12 protein-coding genes and 3 pseudogenes are annotated in these 17,323 nt (G+C 63.3%); 4 read left to right on the top strand and 11 right to left on the bottom strand.

What is annotated here, in order from left to right; all coding sequences use genetic code 11:
* Positions 1-6: 6 nt before the first annotated feature.
* The 4 genes and pseudogenes from MSM1_RS20815 to MSM1_RS20800 all read right to left on the bottom strand — a co-directional run bounded on the left by MSM1_RS20815 (position 7) and on the right by MSM1_RS20800 (position 2,716).
* On the bottom strand, positions 7-1,053 hold the full coding sequence (locus MSM1_RS20815; protein WP_213446100.1) for a ParA family protein: 1,047 nt from the start codon (positions 1,051-1,053) through the stop codon (positions 7-9).
* 87 nt (positions 1,054-1,140) lie between these two features.
* A pseudogene (locus MSM1_RS20810) lies at positions 1,141-1,290 on the bottom strand (integrase core domain-containing protein); the annotation flags it as partial.
* 572 nt (positions 1,291-1,862) lie between these two features.
* A complete protein-coding gene (locus MSM1_RS23130; protein WP_236057398.1) occupies positions 1,863-2,333 on the bottom strand; it encodes a hypothetical protein in 471 nt (156 codons plus the stop codon).
* Positions 2,330-2,716: a hypothetical protein gene (locus MSM1_RS20800; RefSeq protein ID WP_213445068.1), complete on the bottom strand. Its 387-nt coding sequence runs from the start codon at positions 2,714-2,716 to the stop codon at positions 2,330-2,332. Before MSM1_RS20800 ends, MSM1_RS23130 begins: the two co-directional genes overlap by 4 nt.
* A gap of 514 nt (positions 2,717-3,230) precedes the next feature.
* Between MSM1_RS20800 and MSM1_RS20795 the strand changes: the two genes are divergently transcribed.
* On the top strand, positions 3,231-8,483 hold the full coding sequence (locus tag MSM1_RS20795) for an AAA domain-containing protein (protein WP_307857471.1): 5,253 nt from the start codon (positions 3,231-3,233) through the stop codon (positions 8,481-8,483).
* A gap of 273 nt (positions 8,484-8,756) precedes the next feature.
* Here the strand turns inward: MSM1_RS20795 and MSM1_RS20790 are convergent, their stop codons facing one another.
* A complete protein-coding gene (locus MSM1_RS20790; protein WP_213446094.1) occupies positions 8,757-8,999 on the bottom strand; it encodes a hypothetical protein in 243 nt (80 codons plus the stop codon).
* 1,076 nt (positions 9,000-10,075) lie between these two features.
* Here MSM1_RS20790 and MSM1_RS20785 point away from each other — a divergent pair.
* A complete protein-coding gene (locus MSM1_RS20785; RefSeq protein WP_213446092.1) occupies positions 10,076-10,246 on the top strand; it encodes a hypothetical protein in 171 nt (56 codons plus the stop codon).
* 287 nt (positions 10,247-10,533) lie between these two features.
* Here the strand turns inward: MSM1_RS20785 and MSM1_RS20780 are convergent, their stop codons facing one another.
* Both MSM1_RS20780 and MSM1_RS20775 read right to left on the bottom strand, forming a co-directional pair.
* Positions 10,534-10,932, bottom strand: coding sequence for a type II toxin-antitoxin system VapC family toxin (locus tag MSM1_RS20780; protein WP_213446090.1), 399 nt, complete (start codon positions 10,930-10,932; stop codon positions 10,534-10,536).
* Positions 10,932-11,204, bottom strand: coding sequence for a type II toxin-antitoxin system Phd/YefM family antitoxin (locus MSM1_RS20775; protein ID WP_213446088.1), 273 nt, complete (start codon positions 11,202-11,204; stop codon positions 10,932-10,934). The genes MSM1_RS20780 and MSM1_RS20775 overlap by 1 nt, the downstream gene beginning before the upstream one ends.
* Positions 11,205-11,466: 262 nt before the next feature.
* Here MSM1_RS20775 and MSM1_RS20770 point away from each other — a divergent pair, with 262 nt between their 5' ends.
* A complete protein-coding gene (locus MSM1_RS20770; protein WP_213446086.1) occupies positions 11,467-11,937 on the top strand; it encodes a DIP1984 family protein in 471 nt (156 codons plus the stop codon).
* A gap of 752 nt (positions 11,938-12,689) precedes the next feature.
* Here the strand turns inward: MSM1_RS20770 and MSM1_RS20765 are convergent.
* The 4 genes and pseudogenes from MSM1_RS20765 to MSM1_RS20755 form a co-directional block, all read right to left on the bottom strand.
* Positions 12,690-13,049 (bottom strand): annotated as a pseudogene (locus MSM1_RS20765) (ATP-binding protein); the annotation flags it as partial.
* A 77-nt stretch (positions 13,050-13,126) separates the two neighbouring features.
* Complete coding sequence (locus tag MSM1_RS20760) at positions 13,127-14,605, bottom strand: IS1634 family transposase (RefSeq protein WP_236057395.1); 1,479 nt, start codon at positions 14,603-14,605, stop codon at positions 13,127-13,129.
* 48 nt (positions 14,606-14,653) lie between these two features.
* Positions 14,654-14,899: a hypothetical protein gene (locus MSM1_RS22295; protein WP_236057386.1), complete on the bottom strand. Its 246-nt coding sequence runs from the start codon at positions 14,897-14,899 to the stop codon at positions 14,654-14,656.
* A gap of 136 nt (positions 14,900-15,035) precedes the next feature.
* Positions 15,036-15,350 (bottom strand): annotated as a pseudogene (locus MSM1_RS20755) (ATP-binding protein); the annotation flags it as partial.
* 459 nt (positions 15,351-15,809) lie between these two features.
* On the opposite strand from MSM1_RS20755, the gene MSM1_RS20750 reads away from it, so the two are divergent.
* Positions 15,810-17,225 carry an IS110 family transposase gene (locus MSM1_RS20750; protein ID WP_213446085.1) on the top strand — a complete coding sequence of 472 codons (1,416 nt, stop codon included), beginning with the start codon at positions 15,810-15,812 and terminating at the stop codon, positions 17,223-17,225.
* Positions 17,226-17,323: the final 98 nt, after the last annotated feature.

Here is a 17,323-nt window from a genome sequence, read left to right as displayed (position 1 = left end):
ATCAATTCATGACTTTGTCGACGCCCCAGGTGCCCGGGCCTGCTGTCCGGTGCGTGCCAGGATGTTCTCGCAAAGCGCCCGAAAATGCTCCTCGCTTTCCCGCGCGCGCGTTAACTGATTGCCGCGGATCACCGCGTCAGCTTCGAGTTCGAAGATCGCCCGGCGCATCGCTTGAGCGTGGGGCACCAAGCTGTGGTAGTTTTTCAGTTCGCCAAGGTCCGGACCATCGGATTGTGCTGGGTCGGCGAGCGTCGCGCCGTTGTCATCCTCGAATTGCGCGAGGGGTGCAAGAAGCCCTCGTTCGATTTCCTCCGGCATCTGATCAATCCAGTTCGAGAAGGCCATAGTCGCTTCACCGCGGTAGATGTTGAACTGCTGTGATACATAGCCGAGAACCTTGGGCAGTCCAGCTGGAATTGGGAAGGGCAACGTAGATGCGCTGCGCACGGCCCTCGCAGTCCTCCACTCGCCGACCCACCGTTTCAAGCTGCCACCAACACTCGGTAGGGCTCGAAGCGAGAACAGATCGGCGGCAAGCGGCACAATCAGATAGTCGCTGCCCAGAAGCACGCCGCGGTTTAGCGCGCCGACATTCGGGCCGAGATCAACAAAGGCATAATCAGCATGGACCGATCCGCCGAGGTCCTGAATCAGGCGGTACGGCGCGCTGGTGACGCGGAAACCGCGCTCGAACCCAGCTAAAGCCTCGGTCCATGCGCCCGGCATGATGCCCTCGAAATCAGACAATCGGAGGTCGCCTGCAGCAAGCCAAACACCCTGCTCCCGAACGGCATGGGGAATCGGGGCAACGATATCGCCGGCGCCGCCGACAAGAGGGTTGAAGGCGTCCGCGACGGTCTGGCTAGCCTCGGTCGATGTGTATAAGCGCTCCAATGTTTCGTCGGACAAGCTGATTGCGGTCAGGTTAGCCTGGGCATCGAGATCGACCATCAACACCCGCATGCCAAGCCGGGACATCTCGATCGCCGCGTTGAACAGCATCGTTGTCTTGCCGACGCCACCCTTGTGGTTGAAAAATGCAATCGTCTCCACTCTCGATCCCTTGTTTCCTGTGCTACTGGCAGGTCCCCGATAATCGGTCCACCCGGTTTTGGAGCCAGGTTGTGTTGATACCGGTTTTCAGTTGATCTCGCAGGCCACGGGGTGATGGGTGTGGCTGCATCGGGCAGCGTACTTGGCCGGGGTCAGATAGCCCAGCGCCGAGTGACGATGCCGATGGTTATGGTCGTGCTTGAAGTCGCCGATGACGACGCGGGCCTCGAGCAGGTTGGCGGAACGTGTCAAGGTCGGTGAGACAGTTTCTTATGCGGATTTGATGAGTGCTTCGGGGGTTGGTTGGTTGATCCAGGCGAGGGTTGGCAGTTTCGGTGGGGTGGGTCGGCGACGCCGGAACCTGGCGGGGTTGGCGGCATAGGCCGCGTCGAATGTGGCGGCGCGTTGGGCCTGGATCTGGGTTGCGGTGCCGTAGTGGACCGACGCCGCGGTGTGTGGTGCGACGCCGCTGTGTCGATGTTGATGGTTGTAGTAATCGAAAATGCGCTGCAGAAGGTGCGGGCGTCTTCGATCGAGCCGAACCGGGCCGGGAACGCCGGGCAGTACTTGAGGGTCTTGAAATTGGCCTTCGAGTAGGGGTTGTCGTTGGACACATGCGGGCGGCTGTGGCTGCGGTCCACGCCCAGGTCGGTCAGGAGTTGGGCGACCGGCTTGGACGTCATCGAGGTGCCGCGATCAGCATGGAGAGCCAGTTGGCCGGGCTCGATGCTGTGGTGGGCCACGGTGTCGTCGATGAACTGCTTGGCCAGTTCAGCGGTCTCGGTGGCCGCAACGGTCCAACCGACGACCTAGCGCGAGAAGATGTCGATGATCACATACAGTTGATAGAAGGTGCCACGTTGTGGCCCTTGTAATTTCGTTATATCCCACGACCAAACCTGGTTGGGCGCGGTGGCGATCAGCTCGGGTTTCTTGCGCGCCGGGTGGGTGCGCTGACGGCGCCGCTCCCGATTCTCCCCAGCGATCGCCAAAAGCCGGTACATGGCGCGGATCGAGCACAAATAGATGCCGTCATCGAGTAGGCGCGCCCACACCTGCGCCGGCGCCAGGTCGCAATACTCGGCCGAGCGCAGCACCGTCAGGATCTGCTGGCGTTCGGCCTCGGTGAGCTTGTTGGGCGGCTCGGACCGAGTCCGCGGCACCGGCCGTGATGCTGGGTTGCGGCGCCGATACAGCATGGCCCGTGATGCGCCCAGCAATTCACAGGCCTGCTTGGTGCTGGTCGCCGCCTCCAAGTCGGGTAGATGCTCGCCGATCACGGCTTCGACTTCGGCTCGAAATCCACGCTCTCGGAGAGCATCTCCAAGAGCGCGTGCGCTTTTCCCGTGATCTCCAAGGCTAGCTTGGTCCGGTCCAGCTCGGCCTGCAGTTGCTTGGTGCGTCGCCGCAGCTTCTCCAACTCGACCTGCTCAGCGGTGCGTTTGGACTTACTCTTCGGCGTCAGCCCGTCTCGGGCACCGGCAGCACGGGCCTTGCGCCATTCGGCGATGTGCGAGCTATACAGGCCTTCGCGGCGCAGCAACGCACCACGCTCGGACGAACCGGTCGGCAGCGCGTCGTACTCATCGAGGACACGGGCCTTGTACTCGGCGGTGAACGTGCGCCGCCGTGCCCGCGCGCCCGGATCCGGTGTACTGCCCACTTGATCAGTATCAGCGCACCCTTCCAGGGACGCGATCGTCATAGTCACCGAAAACGGTGATCCTGTCTCGCCCTGTAGTGATAATCGGCTACTGCTGCTGTCTCACCAAACCCTGTCACACAGGGCCGTGGTAGCCCGGTTTGCCTGAGGCCACGCCCAGACTCATGGCGTCAGGGTTCGCTCGATCGCGTGACCCTTCGGATGGCAGTCGAGGAGGTCAGGGCGGGCGCATTGGTGTTCAGCCGCCACCCTGCGCTTCTCAGTGGTCAATCTGGGCCCAGCGGCCATCTACGACGCCCAGAAAATCGAGGTACGGCGCGGCGATGTCAGCCCTATGCGCCACAATGAAGCCACAGTCGACGGTGAGTAAAACTACGATTCCGTTTGGCGGAGCGCCTTATGAGCAGATCTTGGGGAAGCGATGGACATGACCGAAAACGATTCCGACAGGGAAAGTCTGGTCCGGAAAGCAATCAATCTATTTACGTTCCTGCGCAGAACGCAGCAGTTGCTCGTGCCGAGGGTATACACCGTAGACAGCTTCGAAAAGGTGGTGTGGTTCGCCGACATCCCCGACCATTTGGCAGTACGATCCGCGCACCGAATGGCAAACCTGGAGTTGCCCAATCCTCTGCTCGAAGTGGACCGAGTACCCAAGTCGGACCCGCCGCCGATCGCGTCAGATCTCATACCATGGGTCGAGGGCCCAATCGACGACTTGAGTAGAGAACCCTCCCTTCGGGAGGTGATCTACGTCGAGGAGCCTCGCCCCGTCACTGACACCGGGGTGAGCGAGGCTAAGGAGCAGAACGCCGAGCGCCGACGGAGCGAACTCGCCGAAGTGCCGGACGTGGCCGCTACCTTCGACGAATGGCTCCTCGATTGGCGGTCGTGGGCGGAGCGGGAGAGCCGCGACCGCGTTGTGAGGGACCTGTACAAGGAGCTCTTCGCTATCCACCTCACGTCGGTCGGCCACACCGAAGAGTTCGAACTCGTCCTCGGCGTCGGGTGCCTGACGTGGCAGCCCGACGGGCACGAGCAGGTGACACGTCACCTCGTGACCGCCTCGGTCTCCGTCACGTTCGACGAGAAAACGGGCACGTTGACCGTGTGCCAGGTGCCCTCACCGGAAAACGTGTCGATCGAGCTCGACATGCTCGACCCGGGGCTCATCCCCAACCTCGCCAAGATCGACGAGATCCGACAGCTGGCCCGGAATTTCGAAGGCCACCTACTCGACAGAATCGCGATCGGGGACATTTGCCGGCGCCTCACCCACTGCCTCGACGCCCGCGCCGAGTACGACGAAGACGCACTCGTCCCCGCTACCGGGCGGGCACCACGCGGCGCGTTCGCCCCGGCGCTGATCCTCCGGCGCCGCACCAACCGCGGGTTGGTGCAGATCTACGAGCAGATCGTCAATCACATCCAGGCCACCGGAGAAGTCCCCAGCGGTGTGCTGCCGTTGATCGACCCGGATCGCCAGCCCGAATCGGACTACACCCCCACTCCTGGCGCCATCGTCACGGTCGACGAGGAGGACTTTCTCCCGCTGGCGGTCAACGATGTGCAGCGCCGGATCATCGAGCGTGTCGATCGCAGCGCCCAGACGGTGGTGCAAGGGCCGCCGGGCACCGGCAAGACCCACACGGCCGCCGCGCTGGTCTGCCACCTGCTCGCCCAGGGCAAGCGGGTGCTGATCACCGCACAAACCGACAGGGCATTGCACGAGGTGCGTGACAAACTGCCACGCGAGATACGTGCACTGGCGGTTTCGGTGATCGGCCAATCGCGTTCGGAGATGGCCGAATTGCGTACCGCGGTCGACAGTATCTCCCAGCGTGCTGACCAGTTTGACCCGGACGTTTCCCGACAGGCCATCGACCGGCACCTCGCGAACATCGACGTCCTAAGGCGGCAGCGTGCCGAGGCGTATAAGAAACTGATCGCGATCCGTCGCGAGGAGGTCGAGCCGCGCAGCGACGGGCCCGAAGAGGGCACCCTCGCCGCGATCGCCTACCGCAACCTTCAGCAGGAACCGCGGTTCGCATGGATTTGTGAGTTCGAAGTCGATCCGAACGACGAGGGCACCAGCGTTTCTTCGGACGAGATCGTGTGGTGGCGAAACGTGCTGCTGAACCGCGACGTGGCAGAGAACGAGACCGAGGCAACGCGTCGCTTGCCGGCCTTGGAGTCAGTGGTGCAGCCTCACGACTTCGCCGCCTTGGTCGCCGCCGAGCAGCAGGCGATTGCCCGTAAGGAGCGGTACAGCAACCTGTTGTCACATCAGTCATTCGAGTTTGTCAGATCGCTTGCGTCGAAAGTCCGAGACGAATTGCGCCACAGAGTTGCTGAACTCACCGAACAAGCCGGCGCGTTGGAACGTCGCAAAGAACCCTGGATGAACGAGGCCTTGCGCGACGTCCGCAGCGGTCGCCATCAGAGCTGGAAGGCTCGCTCCGCGCAGATCAGGTCGCTGACCCACCAGGTCGAGGCACTTATCTTTCGAATCGGACCGACAACATCGGTCGATGTGTCCGCTGGTGACCACAGAGTGTATCAGCATGTCGCGAAATCGATTCTGACATACCTCGATTCGGGCGGCAAGATCAAGACACTTCCGGATGGCTCACCGAAGATCGGTGCGTTCAGTCCCAAGACGGTCAAGTTGGCCCAGCCGTTCTTCTCAAATGTGAAGATCAATGGGCTGCCGCCAGTCACTAGTGAAAGACTTGAGGCTTTCATCGACTGGGTGGAGGCCAACCGGATAATCACAGCGTTGGATCAGGCGTGGCCGTCCTCGGTCCAAATCCCGGACGAGGACACCCTTGCCGAGAAGTTGCACTGGCACCGCACCGAGCTGGCGCAGCTCGACAAAGTGCTGGCGCTGGGGGAGCGGCTCGAGGCGGAGCGGTCCTGGTTCGAGGCCAACGACCTGCCGGTGCCCGACTGGATCGACCTCGACGAGATTAGGCGCTACGCTGAATTGGTTGAGGCAGCCGCAGCTGCCGACCAAGCGGACACTTCATCGGCGCCGATCGATGCGCTGGCCGACTATTTGAACGAGGAAGCCAGGTGGCCGAACCCCCCGCAGGTCGTTTCTTCGCTGCTCGATGCGGTGCGCAGCCGAGATACGAATTCCTATGCGGAAGCTCACGATCGGCTTGTCCATCTGCACCATGTTGCGGACGCCATTGCAGAACGTGGGCGAATCCAAGCATGTTTGGAGGCGTCTGCGCCGCGACTGGCGAGGGCGATCATCGCCGACCCGACAGCAGCGGACTGGGACGGCAGGTTGCCGTGCTACGGCGACGCATGGCGTTGGGAAATGACAAGGCGTTGGGTCATGGGCCGAGACGTCGAGGACATCAATGCGCTCGAGATGCAACTTAACGGAATCGAGCAGCAGATCCGAAGCGAGGTGGAGCATCTGGCCGCCGAGCGGGCATGGGGTCACGCCGTTGCGCCCGGTCGTCTCACAGGCCGTGCCCGCGCCAACCTGACCCAGTACGCGCAACTGGTGGCCTCGCTGGGGAAGGGCACCGGCAAGTACGCCGCCAAGAAACGTGCCGAAATCACCGAGGCGATGGATCGGTGCCGTCCGTCGGTTCCGGTGTGGATCATGCCTCTCTACCGGATCGCCGAGCAGATCCGCGTGCGACCGAATTTGTTCGACGTCGTCATTGTCGACGAGGCGTCGCAGGCCGGTTTGGAGGCCACCTTCCTGCAATACCTGGCACCCAAGCTCGTCGTGATCGGAGACGACAAACAGGTTTCGCCTTCGGCGGTCGGCGTCGACCAGCAGCAACTGCGTGACCTGGCCAATCTGTATCTGGCCAATGACACCTACCGGGCTTCGTGGCAAGACCCCACGCGCAGTTATTTCGATGAGGCGAACATGCGTTTCGGCGGGCGCATCACGTTGACCGAGCATCGCCGCTGCGTGCCCGAGATCATCGGCTTTTCGAATCGAATTGCTTATGAGCCAGAAGGAATTCGACTGGTTCCGGTACGACAGTTCGGCGCCGAGCGGCTCGATCCGATCAAGGTCGTCTACTTGCCCGACGGTTACGAGGCGGACAACAAGACCAACCCGGTCGAGGCTGAGGCGATCGTCGAGCAGATCACAAAATGCATCGCCGAGCCAAAGTACGACGGCAAGACCTTCGGTGTGATCTCGCTGCTGGGCAAAGAACAAGCCAGGCTGATCCAGAGCAAGTTGCAAGACACTATTCCGCACGAGGAATGGAAAGCGCGCGACCTTCGGTGCGGTGACGCAGCGGACTTTCAGGGTTCCGAGCGCGACGTTATGTTCCTATCGATGGTGAAAGCGCCACAGGAAGACAGGCGGATCACCGCGTTGACGGGTGACCAGTATGTGCAGCGGTTCAATGTCGCCGCCTCACGCGCCAAGGATCAGATGTGGGTGTATCACTCGATGCCACGCGAACCCTTGACCAACAAGGAAGACATGCGGAGGCAACTGCTCGACTACTGCTACGGCGTCGTCAACCGCGCGCATGCCGACACAGGGGAACTGACGCTCGGGTCCGTACCAGAAGATGTGGTGGTACCGCCGTTTGACTCTCTTTTCGAGCAGCGGGTGTACAACCGCATCGTCGACCGGGGTTACACCGTGCACGCGCAGCACGAGGCGATGGGCTACAAAATCGACTTGGTGATCGACGGCGCCCGGGGTCGGCTTGCCGTCGAGTGCGACGGTGACTTCTGGCATGGCCCGGCAGCCTACGAGGCGGATCTGGCCCGTCAGCGTGAGCTCGAACGGTGCGGCTGGAGGTTTTTCCGCATCCGGGAGTCGATGTTCTACACCGATATGGCGGGAACTTTGGCGAAACTATGGCAACGGCTCGACGAGCTGGACATTCGACCCGCGGATTGGACCGCGACTCCTGTCGACAGCGAGTCCGGAGAAGACGAGACGGCTGTGACAGACGAACCGGCTCAGGAATTGTCCGGACTTGCAGCGGACAACCGCTCGCTGGACACCGCCGACCGCCTCGAAGGTATTGCCGCACAGTCGGAATCATTGTTGTCAGGGCAGGTCACTGTGGACGTTCCCGAGTCGTACCGCACCGCGGTGGTACCGATGAGTGGGGGCGGTCGACACCGCGCGTTTGACGCGGAGTCGGAGCTGGAAGAGGCGGTCGAGGACGTGTCTGTTGCAGCATCGTATGGCCAATCCGGAGGGCGTCACCGCGCCGCTGATGACGATGAGATCGCTACGAACCTAGTGGGCTCATCGTTGCTGCAGCGGTATATGGCGTTTACTGAACAACTACCGCCGGTCGCTGCGAGCCAGTTGAACGAGATTGTCGCCAACGTGGTACGCATTGTCGAAGTCGAGGGACCGGTGCTGGGACGCAGAGTTCATCAGGCATACCGTGAGGCGTACGGCGGGCAGCGGGTGGGACGTCAGATCGCACGCCAGCTCAACCGTGCTCTCTCGGTCGCCGAGCGGCGAGCACTCATTCTGTCAAGCAACCCGCTGAACGAAGCCGGGTTGAATTCACGGACTTTCCGGATAGCTTCTCAGCCCGATGTGCTACCCCGGGAGCTGGGGCCGCGCTCCCTCGACATGGTGCCGCCCGCCGAACTTGCGCACCACCTGGCCGAGTTCTGGCCCGACGATGAAGTCGTTGCGGAGGAGGATCTGTTTCGCGCGGTGCTCGACGTGCTGGGGCTCAAGCGGTTGACGGAAAGCACGAAATCAGTGCTGCGGACTACGATGCGGTTGGTTCAGGGATGAAAGCGCTCCTGAGCAAGATCGCCGGACAGCTGCCGCGTGAAGTCTTAAGTTGTTCTGTTCTTGCTGCGATGGTCACGCGACTCCACAGGCCCGTATCTGCGCCAACTGGCGACACCACAGGTGATTGTGCCTAGCTGGCAACCACCGCGCATAGCGCTGGCAAACGGCGTTTTTTGCACAAGGGTTGAGGGCGAAAGGGTTGCCGATACGCGAGACCGGCTCAGCCCTTGCCCAGTGGTGAACGTTACCCGATCAGGGTCGTGGCCTTTCTTCTTAAACCGGGGGCGAGTCCAAGACATCGGTTGGGACGAAACCTGGCAATGCGCCGCGTGTTTGGCGGTAGGAGAACCTTCTGCTCACCGTCTGACCGGTGCCGTCGACGATTTCGGCGGCAGCGCGATCATCGGCGAGCAGAAACCGCAGCGGGGTGCGCGCCAGCATCTCCCCATACACCGCGCGGGTCTGATGCGGCAGCGGGTCGCGGGGCGCCGGATGAGACCGCCGGCATCGGATCATGCGGACCCGCCAGTGGCCAGTGTGATGCGCATGGCCTCAGCGGCCCGCCGCCACTCGCGGGCGTCGGCGGCAAAACCCCAGCGCGACCCCGGTTCCTGCAGTGCCAGGCTGCCGAGCCCGGCGCGGTACAACAGTTACTTGCCGATCTGGCCGTCAGCCTGGCGGAACACCAGAACGAGCGCGCCGGGGCCTAGCGGGCGGGCGTCAGGATCGTGACCGGGTTGGGGCGCGAGGCGTTGGGCGCAACAGGGGGCCGGCGACCTCGCCTTTGCCGGGCTAACCCGGGGCTAACCCGGTATGTCGACAAGGCTTAGCAATCCATGCCCATTGTCGGTGTCATGTCTTATCGTCCCGTACACCAATGCGAGAAGGGCGGAATGGAATGTAGGAGCTGGTCATGTTGGTCGGGCAACAATCATTGGCCGACTGGATGAGCCACGAGGAGTTTTCGCCTACGGCAGGCGCTGCAACCGGTGTCCTTGGTCGTTGAGACCAACTTCAGCGCCGCCAGTTGCGGGACGCTCAGTGGGGTCACTTGGGGTCGAAGACGAGGCCCGTCAATGACGGCCGGCCAAGCGATGTTAGGGATCGGAGCCAGCGAGATGTCTCACTGCGCAAAGGACCAGTGCTGTGCTCACCCGGCCTGGGGTCATGGTTTTGCTGAAAGTCGCTACGAGGCGGGCATTTCACATACTGGACGGTGGGCTGACGCGCGTTACAGAGGTGGCGCGCGCGGATGGCCGGCATACCGGTTGGATCAGTGATGGATAACGTGAGGGATGCGGTCGATCCGTATCGTGGCCAACGATGCTGCGGATCAGGAAATCGCCCCGGCCCGCACATGGTTGGTGTTCGTCGACGGGGTTTCCGTTGCTGACCAGACCCAGTTCGGTTCGCGGTCGCGCCTAGCGGACTTCAGGCAACCACGCCAGCGGCGGCCGGTCGCCCCGCTGGTTGACCCTTGCGCCCTCGGCCCAGGCGACGGATATACGGTTGCCCTTTGCCAACAATCCAGTGACTTTGCGCCAGAAGTGACGACCGGGTGCAGCGCGCGAAGATCCCGGCACCCGTCGCCGATGATCCCGCTGGAGTCATCGGCGCGCATGATCACCCTCAGCGCCGAGGCGATCGCCCGTTGTGTCACGGCGAACACCTCGGCGGGCTCGTCGTCGCCGTCGGCGGCTTGCCGCGACAACGACCTCGATCGGTTCGCCGCGCCGGTTGACGATCCGTTCGCCGCGCACTAACCGATGCGCGCGGTCCTCGACACCGCGGTCCTGATCGGGCCGCACGCGCCCTCGCATGTCGAGGCCGCGATCAGCGTCGCATCCATTGCCGAACTGCGCTTTGGCGTTCTCGTCGCCGACGACGAGGATGAGCGAGCGGCTCGCACCACAAGGCTGGGCGCGGTCGAGGCCGCGTTCCACCCGCGTCCGATCACCGTAGAGATCGCGCGGCAGTGGGGCCGGCGATCGGCCGCTGTGAGTAGCCGGGGAGGTCGGCCACGCCGCCGGCCCCACAGATGCTGCGACTCTCAGCGTCCCGGGGTGGCGGTCGGCAGGCCTGCTGCCGCCGCGGCCGCAAGCAGCCGCTCGTCGTAGGAGACGAACGCGCGCAACCGGGCGCCGAACACCGCGTGCGCGGTCGCGAGATGGATCGCGTCCAGCGACCGGAGAGCGGGGTCGGGATACGCGGCAGCGGCGGCGCGGACCAGCTCGTCGATCTCGTAGCGCGCGACTCGCGCCACGATCGCGGGCACCCCGGCGAGCAGCGCGGGCGCTATCCGGCGCAGCGCGCGCGGCAGCTCCACCTCGACGAGCGTCGAAGACACCCACGGCGCGGGTGTGTGCGCGTCAAGCCAGTCAGCAAGGGCATGGCTTTCCGGTTCGCGCCGTATCAGTTTCATCAGCGCCGACGTATCCAGGTACAGCATCAATAGCGCTCGGTGTCTCGCAACTCGCGCAGCAGTTGGCCGGCCTCATGCTCGGTGTGAATCGGTCCGGAGGGACGGGGCGCCGGTCCGCTGAGGGTGGCGGGGTGAAGTCGTCCCGCGCCGATCAATTCGGCTAGCGGGTTTTCCTGGACCGGGACCAGCCGCGCCACGACAACGCCACGTTCGGTGATGTCGATCTGCTCGCCGCGTTTGACCCGGGCGAGCACCCCGGCAGTGTTTTGGTTCAGCTCCCGCACCGGCACCTCGGACATGCCAAATCATTGTACTACGGATTTGTAGTACAGTGGGTTGGAGCGCTCAGCCCTGGGCGTCCAGGCAGCTGGCGCTCTGCCAAAGCAGAGGAACCGCGGATCGCTCCCAGCACTGGCCGGAGTGGTGGCTTTGGCATCCCATCTACCGCACACATATTGCGTTGCAAGCCGGCCGAATTGTGAGAATTATGGCGGTTGCTGCTGGACGGGCGCCCTACTCGGACGTTTACCGTAGTCGATGATCAACAAGGGGGTAGGGACGATGAAGCTGGCGGAGGCGTTAGCGCTGCGCGCAGATTCGGTGCGCCGGATCGAGCAGCTGCGGACTCGCATCGTCAGCAATGCTCGTTTTCAGGAGGGCGAGGAGCCGACCGAGGATGCCGCGGCGCTGCTTGCCGAAGCCAGCGAGGTGATCAGCGAGTACGAAACGTTGATCCGGCGAATCAATCGCACCAACGCCGCCACCTCGTTCGGAACGGACGAAACGCTGACCGACGCGCTGGCCCGCCGCGACGCCATGCGGGCGCGTCACTCGGTGATAACCGCCGCGGCGGATGCAGCTGCCGGAAGGAACCAACCCGGCTACGCGCGCCAGCTGCGGTCCGAGCTGAAGATGCTCTCGGCTTTGCCTGTTGCCCAGCTGCGCGCGCAGGCCGATGGTCTGGCCCGCCAGATTCGGGAGCTCGATGTGCGAATCCAACGCTGCAACTGGGAGGTTGAGCTGCTGGACTGACCAAGCGAGGTGGAGCAGGTAGTTGTCGCGGTGGCGTGCACAAGCCCGCCGGCGGGCCAATGCCGGCTCTGTGGGTGCGCGAGGGGCAGCGCGAGGGTTCGACTCCCTCCTTTACACCGCAGCCCAGCATCGAGCACCGGTGACAGGGCACAGCGCAGGGCACACCACCACGTGCAGATTCGCGACGATGAGGGTGGGCAAGGGGCACACACCTTTGCGCGTCAGGTTGCTGAAATCCGCGACGCCTTCTGGAGCTGGTCGACAATCGCACTGATCGCGGCGTGCCCGGGCAAGCCACTTGTGGGATAGGATTTCCCACCCCGTATCAAGCCCCGACCACCTCCCGGCGGCGCCAGTCCGGAAATAGCTGTCCCGCAAGGTAGTCGATGCATATCCGAATCATGGTCCCCGCACCGCGCGGCAGTTGCATTACGCGCTCGACCGAGGTGAATGAAAGCCTCACAGCTAGAGCACCATTACATGTTCGCACTTGCCCTGCGCGATTACATCCTGCACGGTCGTGGCGCGCCGCCTTCGACCCGGCGATGGGGAATCCGGCGCCCGGAAACAGGCGTAGAGCACCCCCCAGCTCGTCAGACGGGTAACGGTGCTTGCGGGGCTGATTGGCCTTCCTGTCGTTGTGGTCGGCGGCCTGTCAAGGGACATGGGGACTGCCCAGTGGCGGTCATGAGAACTGCCCGCTGGTGGCCACGAGATCTGCCCGGTCGTGGCCATCAGACGTGCCCGGCGGGTTAGGTCAAGGCGTTCACCCCCTTGCCGGCCATGGCTTGGGTGAGCCGCACGCTGTCGCCGCTGGTTTGGCAGACGTTGGCATGATGCAGTAGCCGGTCGACGGTGGCGCTGGCCAGCGTCTTGGGCATCAGCTCGTCGAATCCTGCGGGGTGAAGATTGCTCGACAACGCGATCGAGCGTTTCTCGTAGGCGGCATCGACAAGCCGGTCGAGCCCTTCTGCGGCGTCGGCACCGACCGGCAGCAGGCCGATGTCATCAACGGCGACGAGATCAGCACGCAGGATGCGGCCGATGGCCTTGGTGACGGTGTCATCGGCGCGGTGTCGGCGCACCAGGGCGCCGAGTTGTTCGAGGCTAAACCGAAGTTACTGCTGTTTGGGTAGGGGTTTTTGGCTTTGACCTGGGGTTTTGCTGGTTTTCTGGTTTGTGTTTGTGGCTACGCGGTGATGGTCAGGGGGATGGTGGCTTCGATGAGGTCGAAAGCCCGACGTTGTTGAGAGGTTGGGTCGGCGAGTTTGTCTATCTCGATGTCGGTGTCCTGGTAGCGGATCCTATCGCGGGTAAGGGTTTTGAGGTGTGCGAGCAGGCCAGCGAAGCTGCGTATGGGGTTAGCGTCGGTGTCTTGTTTGTGGGCGGCTTTGGTGTCAGCGTCGGTTGAGCGTTGGGCGGGGGCTACGGGATTGTCGCGGGCTGGTGGGCTTTCATCGGTGAAAGTCAATGGCGCCCAGGCTTTGCGGAGATGCCATACCAGGTAGCGGGCCAGCATGCAGATTAGTAGGTGCGCTTTGACACGGTCGTCGAGGCGGTGGCGGATGGGCCGCACTTGGAGGTCGTCGGTTTTGATGCTGCGGAAGTCGCGTTCGATGTTGGCCAGGTCTTTGTAGCTTTGCACCACAGCGGCCGGGGTGAGTTCTGCGGCATCGACGCTGGTGCGTATCACGTAGATGCCGTCGATGGCGGCTTCAGTATCGATGGCGGTTTGGTTGCGGCGGTAGGTGAAACTCTCATCGCTGATGGTGGTGTCAAAATGTTTGGCCATCTTGTACTTTCCCAACACTTTGCCCACAGCCTTGCCGATGTCAGCGGCCCCGGACAATCGGCCCGCCGCCACCCGCTTTTCGATGGGCGCTAACAGTTTTTCGGTGGCGGCCAGCAGCTGGGTGCGTTTGGCCGCACGCTGGGCGGCCAACAGTGGGTCGCGGCACGCGATCAGCCGTTCGCCGGGATAGTCGGGGTGGTTGATCTCGACCAGATCCTGTTGGTCGAACAGGCTCATCTGCAAAGGGCCCCGGTCGGCGGCCAGCGCGGCGATCGCTGGTGCGCGTAACGCGGTGATCCACCCGAAATCGGCTCCGGCATTGTTGAGTTCGCGCAGGGCGTTGATGCGGGCGGTGGTGATCATTCCCCGATCACCGACCATCACCAGATTGTCCAATCGAAACGTGTCTTGCAGATCGCCCACGATCGTGGTGAACGCCTTGGGATCAGCAGTGTTGCCAGGGAATACCCGCACCGCTATCGGGCGGCCCTCGCGGTCGCCAAGCAACCCGAAGTTGATCTGCGGCAACCCTTTTTTACCGTCACGGGAATACCCGCGTGCCGCCAACTCGCAGTGACGCCCGGTCATCCACGTACTCGACAGATCGAACAACGCCATCTTCGACGGGTTAACCCGCGGCCCAAGATGTTGAGCGACCAGCTTGCGCTCTATAGCGTCTTGGCGCCCCACGAGCCAGTCCATCGCGGCGTAGATCTCGTCGGTGCAGGCGTCGGCGATACCCAGGTCGGTGCCCAAGGTGGTCTCAGCCCACCACGCCCGTGTGTCCAGCTTGCTGGCTGGTCGCACCACTCGGGAGATGATCAACCCCAACACCAGATCCCGTGACCGGCCAGAAGGCCCCAGCAGGGCGGGCATACCCACCTTGCGGGCCATTGCCGCTACCGCTGCCACATGCCCGTGCGGCTAGGCGCGGGTGATGGCGAACTCAGTACCGGCCTCCACCAATGTTTGACCTTTCAAGATGGCCTCGAACGCGGTGACCGCCTCGGCCGGCAGCTTGGACAGGTTGGCCAGCGTTTCGTGACGCACCTTGCCGCCCTGGCGGAACGTGCGGCGCACCAAGATCGATTCGTAGTGGCGAACATTGCCCGCCTTGTCCACATACTTACTCGACGTCCGGGCTACATGCATGCCGGCTGGTTTTGTCACATCCCAATACTACAACGTGAATTCGTAATAGCAGCGGCATAGACACACATAATTTAGTGGCTACATTTTTTATGTCCGATCATCACAAATTCCAGCTCAGCGCCCCATTTCCCCCACTCACCACCAGTAACTTCGGGCTAAACCACGCGACGTGTAGCCCGGTTTCGACGGCTTGGTGGCCGAGGGCTTCCAGTAGGAACGTCTTGCCGGTGCCGGAGGGCCCGCAGACCACCAGGTTTTCTCGGCGGTGGATCCATTCCAGGGTGCGCAACGCGGCCTGGGTGGGTGCCGGGATGGACGACAGTGCCGGCTCCCACGCGGCGAAGGTTTTACCGGTGGGAAACCCGGCTTGCGTGCGGCGGGTCGCCAGCGCGGAGCGGTCTCGACCGTTGACCTCTTCGGCCAGAAGCGCTTTGAGTACCTCGGCGGGTTCCCAGCGTTGCGCCTTGCTGCCCGACCAGTCACCCTGGCCTTTGGCGACCCAGCCGTCGATACCGGCCTTGCCGCTGATGCCATCAGAGGTCTTGGTCGCTTCAGCACCGCCCTGGTAGCCAGGGCCGTGCACGTCCCACTTGCCGCTTCCGCCATCAAAGGTTTCCGACTTGTCTAAGTCGGGTTTCCACTCGTGCTGTTCGATGTGAGTTCCCTATCCCTTCCGGGGGACGCCTTGCGGGCGTGAAAATGGGGTCGGGTCGCCTGCCGACGCCGATGTTTCCTTGGGCGTGTGAGCCCGCATGTGAGTTTGGTGCCGGGGCCCGACCTGGAAGGGTCACGCACTGTTGCTTCGAGCACGCCGGTCAGAATTTCGGTTCCCTTGACCGAGGCCCCAGGCGACCCACCCGATATGGATGGATTCGATGGGAGGGTAACAGAAGTGGCGGCACGACGCAGGAGCAAGCAGAAGCAGGTAGTGACAGCCACGCCGCAGGAGATTCCCGACGGCGACCATGAGGTGGTGATCGAGCGGGCCGCGGCGGTCGACGTGGCCAAGGTGACCGGCACAGTGTGTGTGCGGCTGCCCGGCAAGTCCGGGAGGCGGTTTTCTCGGGTGTGGGAGGTGTCTGCACGCACCGGCGCGATCGGAGAATTGGCCCAGCAGCTGAGGCAGCAGGGTATCGAGAAGGTGACTGTCGAATCGACTTCGGACTATTGGCGGATCTGGTATTACCTGCTCGAAGACCAGGGTTTGGATGTGCAGCTGGTCAACGCCCGCGATGTCAAGAACGTGCCCGGCCGGCCTAAAACCGACAAACTCGACGCTCTCTGGCTGGCTAAGCTGACCGAGAAAGGCCTGCTGCGGCCAAGTTTCGTGCCGCCGGCGCCGATCCGGCGGCTGCGGGACTACACCCGGCTACGCGAAGACCTGACCCGGGAACGCTCGCGCTACTGGCAGCGGCTGGAAAAGCTGCTCGAGGACGCCGCGATCAAGGTGTCGGCGGTGGCCTCCACGCTGGACACCCTGTCCACTCGGGACATGATCGAGGCGCTCATCGCCGGGCAGCGCGACCCGCGCCGGCTGGCCGACCTGGCGCGGGGGCGGATGAAAACCAAGCGATCGGAGCTGATCGCCGCGCTCGACGGCCGTTTTGATGACCATCACGCCGAACTGGCGCGGATGCTGCTGGGCCAAATCGATGCACTGTGCGCCCAGATCGACACCCTGACCGCGCGCATCGAGGAGCTGATCGCCGAACTGCCCGACGATGCTGTGGCCATCGATTCCTCCGGCAGCGGCGATGGGCCCGGCACCAGCGCGGGTGCGGGCACCGACGCCGATCCTGACGCCGGCGGCAGCGATTCGGCCCCGCTCGATCCCGCCCCGGCGGCCGATGACCTGCCAGGTGTCATCGGCCGCCTTGATGAGATCCCGGGCATCGGCCAACGCGCCGCGCAGGCGATCATCGCCGAGATCGGACTGGATATGAGCAGATTTCCCACACCTGAGCATCTGGTGTCGTGGGCGCGGCTGTGCCCACGCACCATCCAGTCCGGGCCAATCACCCGCGGCGGCAAGACCGGCAAAGGCAACCCCTACCTCAAAGGCGCGCTCGGTGAGGCCGCGGTCGCGGCCGCCAAAACCGACACCTTCTTGGGCGAACGCTACCGGCGCATCGTTAAACGCCGCGGCAAACTCAAAGCCCTGGTCGCGGTCGCCCGCTCCATCCTGGTCGTCATCTGGCATCTGCTTTCCAACCCGGCCGCCCGCTTCTGCGACCTCGGCTCCGACTACCACACCAACCGCGTCGCCGTCGAACGCCGGGTACGCAACCACATCGCACAACTGACCGCGATGGGCTACCGAGTCACCCTGCAGGCCGCCGCCTAACCTAAACCGAGACCCTCAATCACATACCGCAGCAGCCGATCTCGCCTCTTAACAGCGGCGTGTCGCCCAATACCGCACTCACCAACTTGTGGTCACCT

This window comes from Mycobacterium sp. SM1, from assembly GCF_018361265.1.
Lineage (GTDB): Bacteria > Actinomycetota > Actinomycetes > Mycobacteriales > Mycobacteriaceae > Mycobacterium.
The sequence above is the reverse complement of the archived record's forward strand: the minus strand, read 5'-3'. Positions and strand labels throughout refer to the sequence as shown.

Excerpts from the sequence above, each read along its gene's own strand:
- MSM1_RS20790 (WP_213446094.1), bottom strand. The coding sequence starts at position 8,999 with ATGATCCGATGCCGGCGGTCTCATCCGGCGCCCCGCGACCCGCTGCCG.
- MSM1_RS20775 (WP_213446088.1), bottom strand. The coding sequence starts at position 11,204 with ATGTCCGAGGTGCCGGTGCGGGAGCTGAACCAAAACACTGCCGGGGTG.
- MSM1_RS20785 (WP_213446092.1), top strand. The coding sequence starts at position 10,076 with ATGATCCCGCTGGAGTCATCGGCGCGCATGATCACCCTCAGCGCCGAG.
- MSM1_RS20760 (WP_236057395.1), bottom strand. The coding sequence starts at position 14,605 with ATGCCCGCCCTGCTGGGGCCTTCTGGCCGGTCACGGGATCTGGTGTTG.
- MSM1_RS20780 (WP_213446090.1), bottom strand. The coding sequence starts at position 10,932 with ATGCTGTACCTGGATACGTCGGCGCTGATGAAACTGATACGGCGCGAA.
- MSM1_RS20770 (WP_213446086.1), top strand. The coding sequence starts at position 11,467 with ATGAAGCTGGCGGAGGCGTTAGCGCTGCGCGCAGATTCGGTGCGCCGG.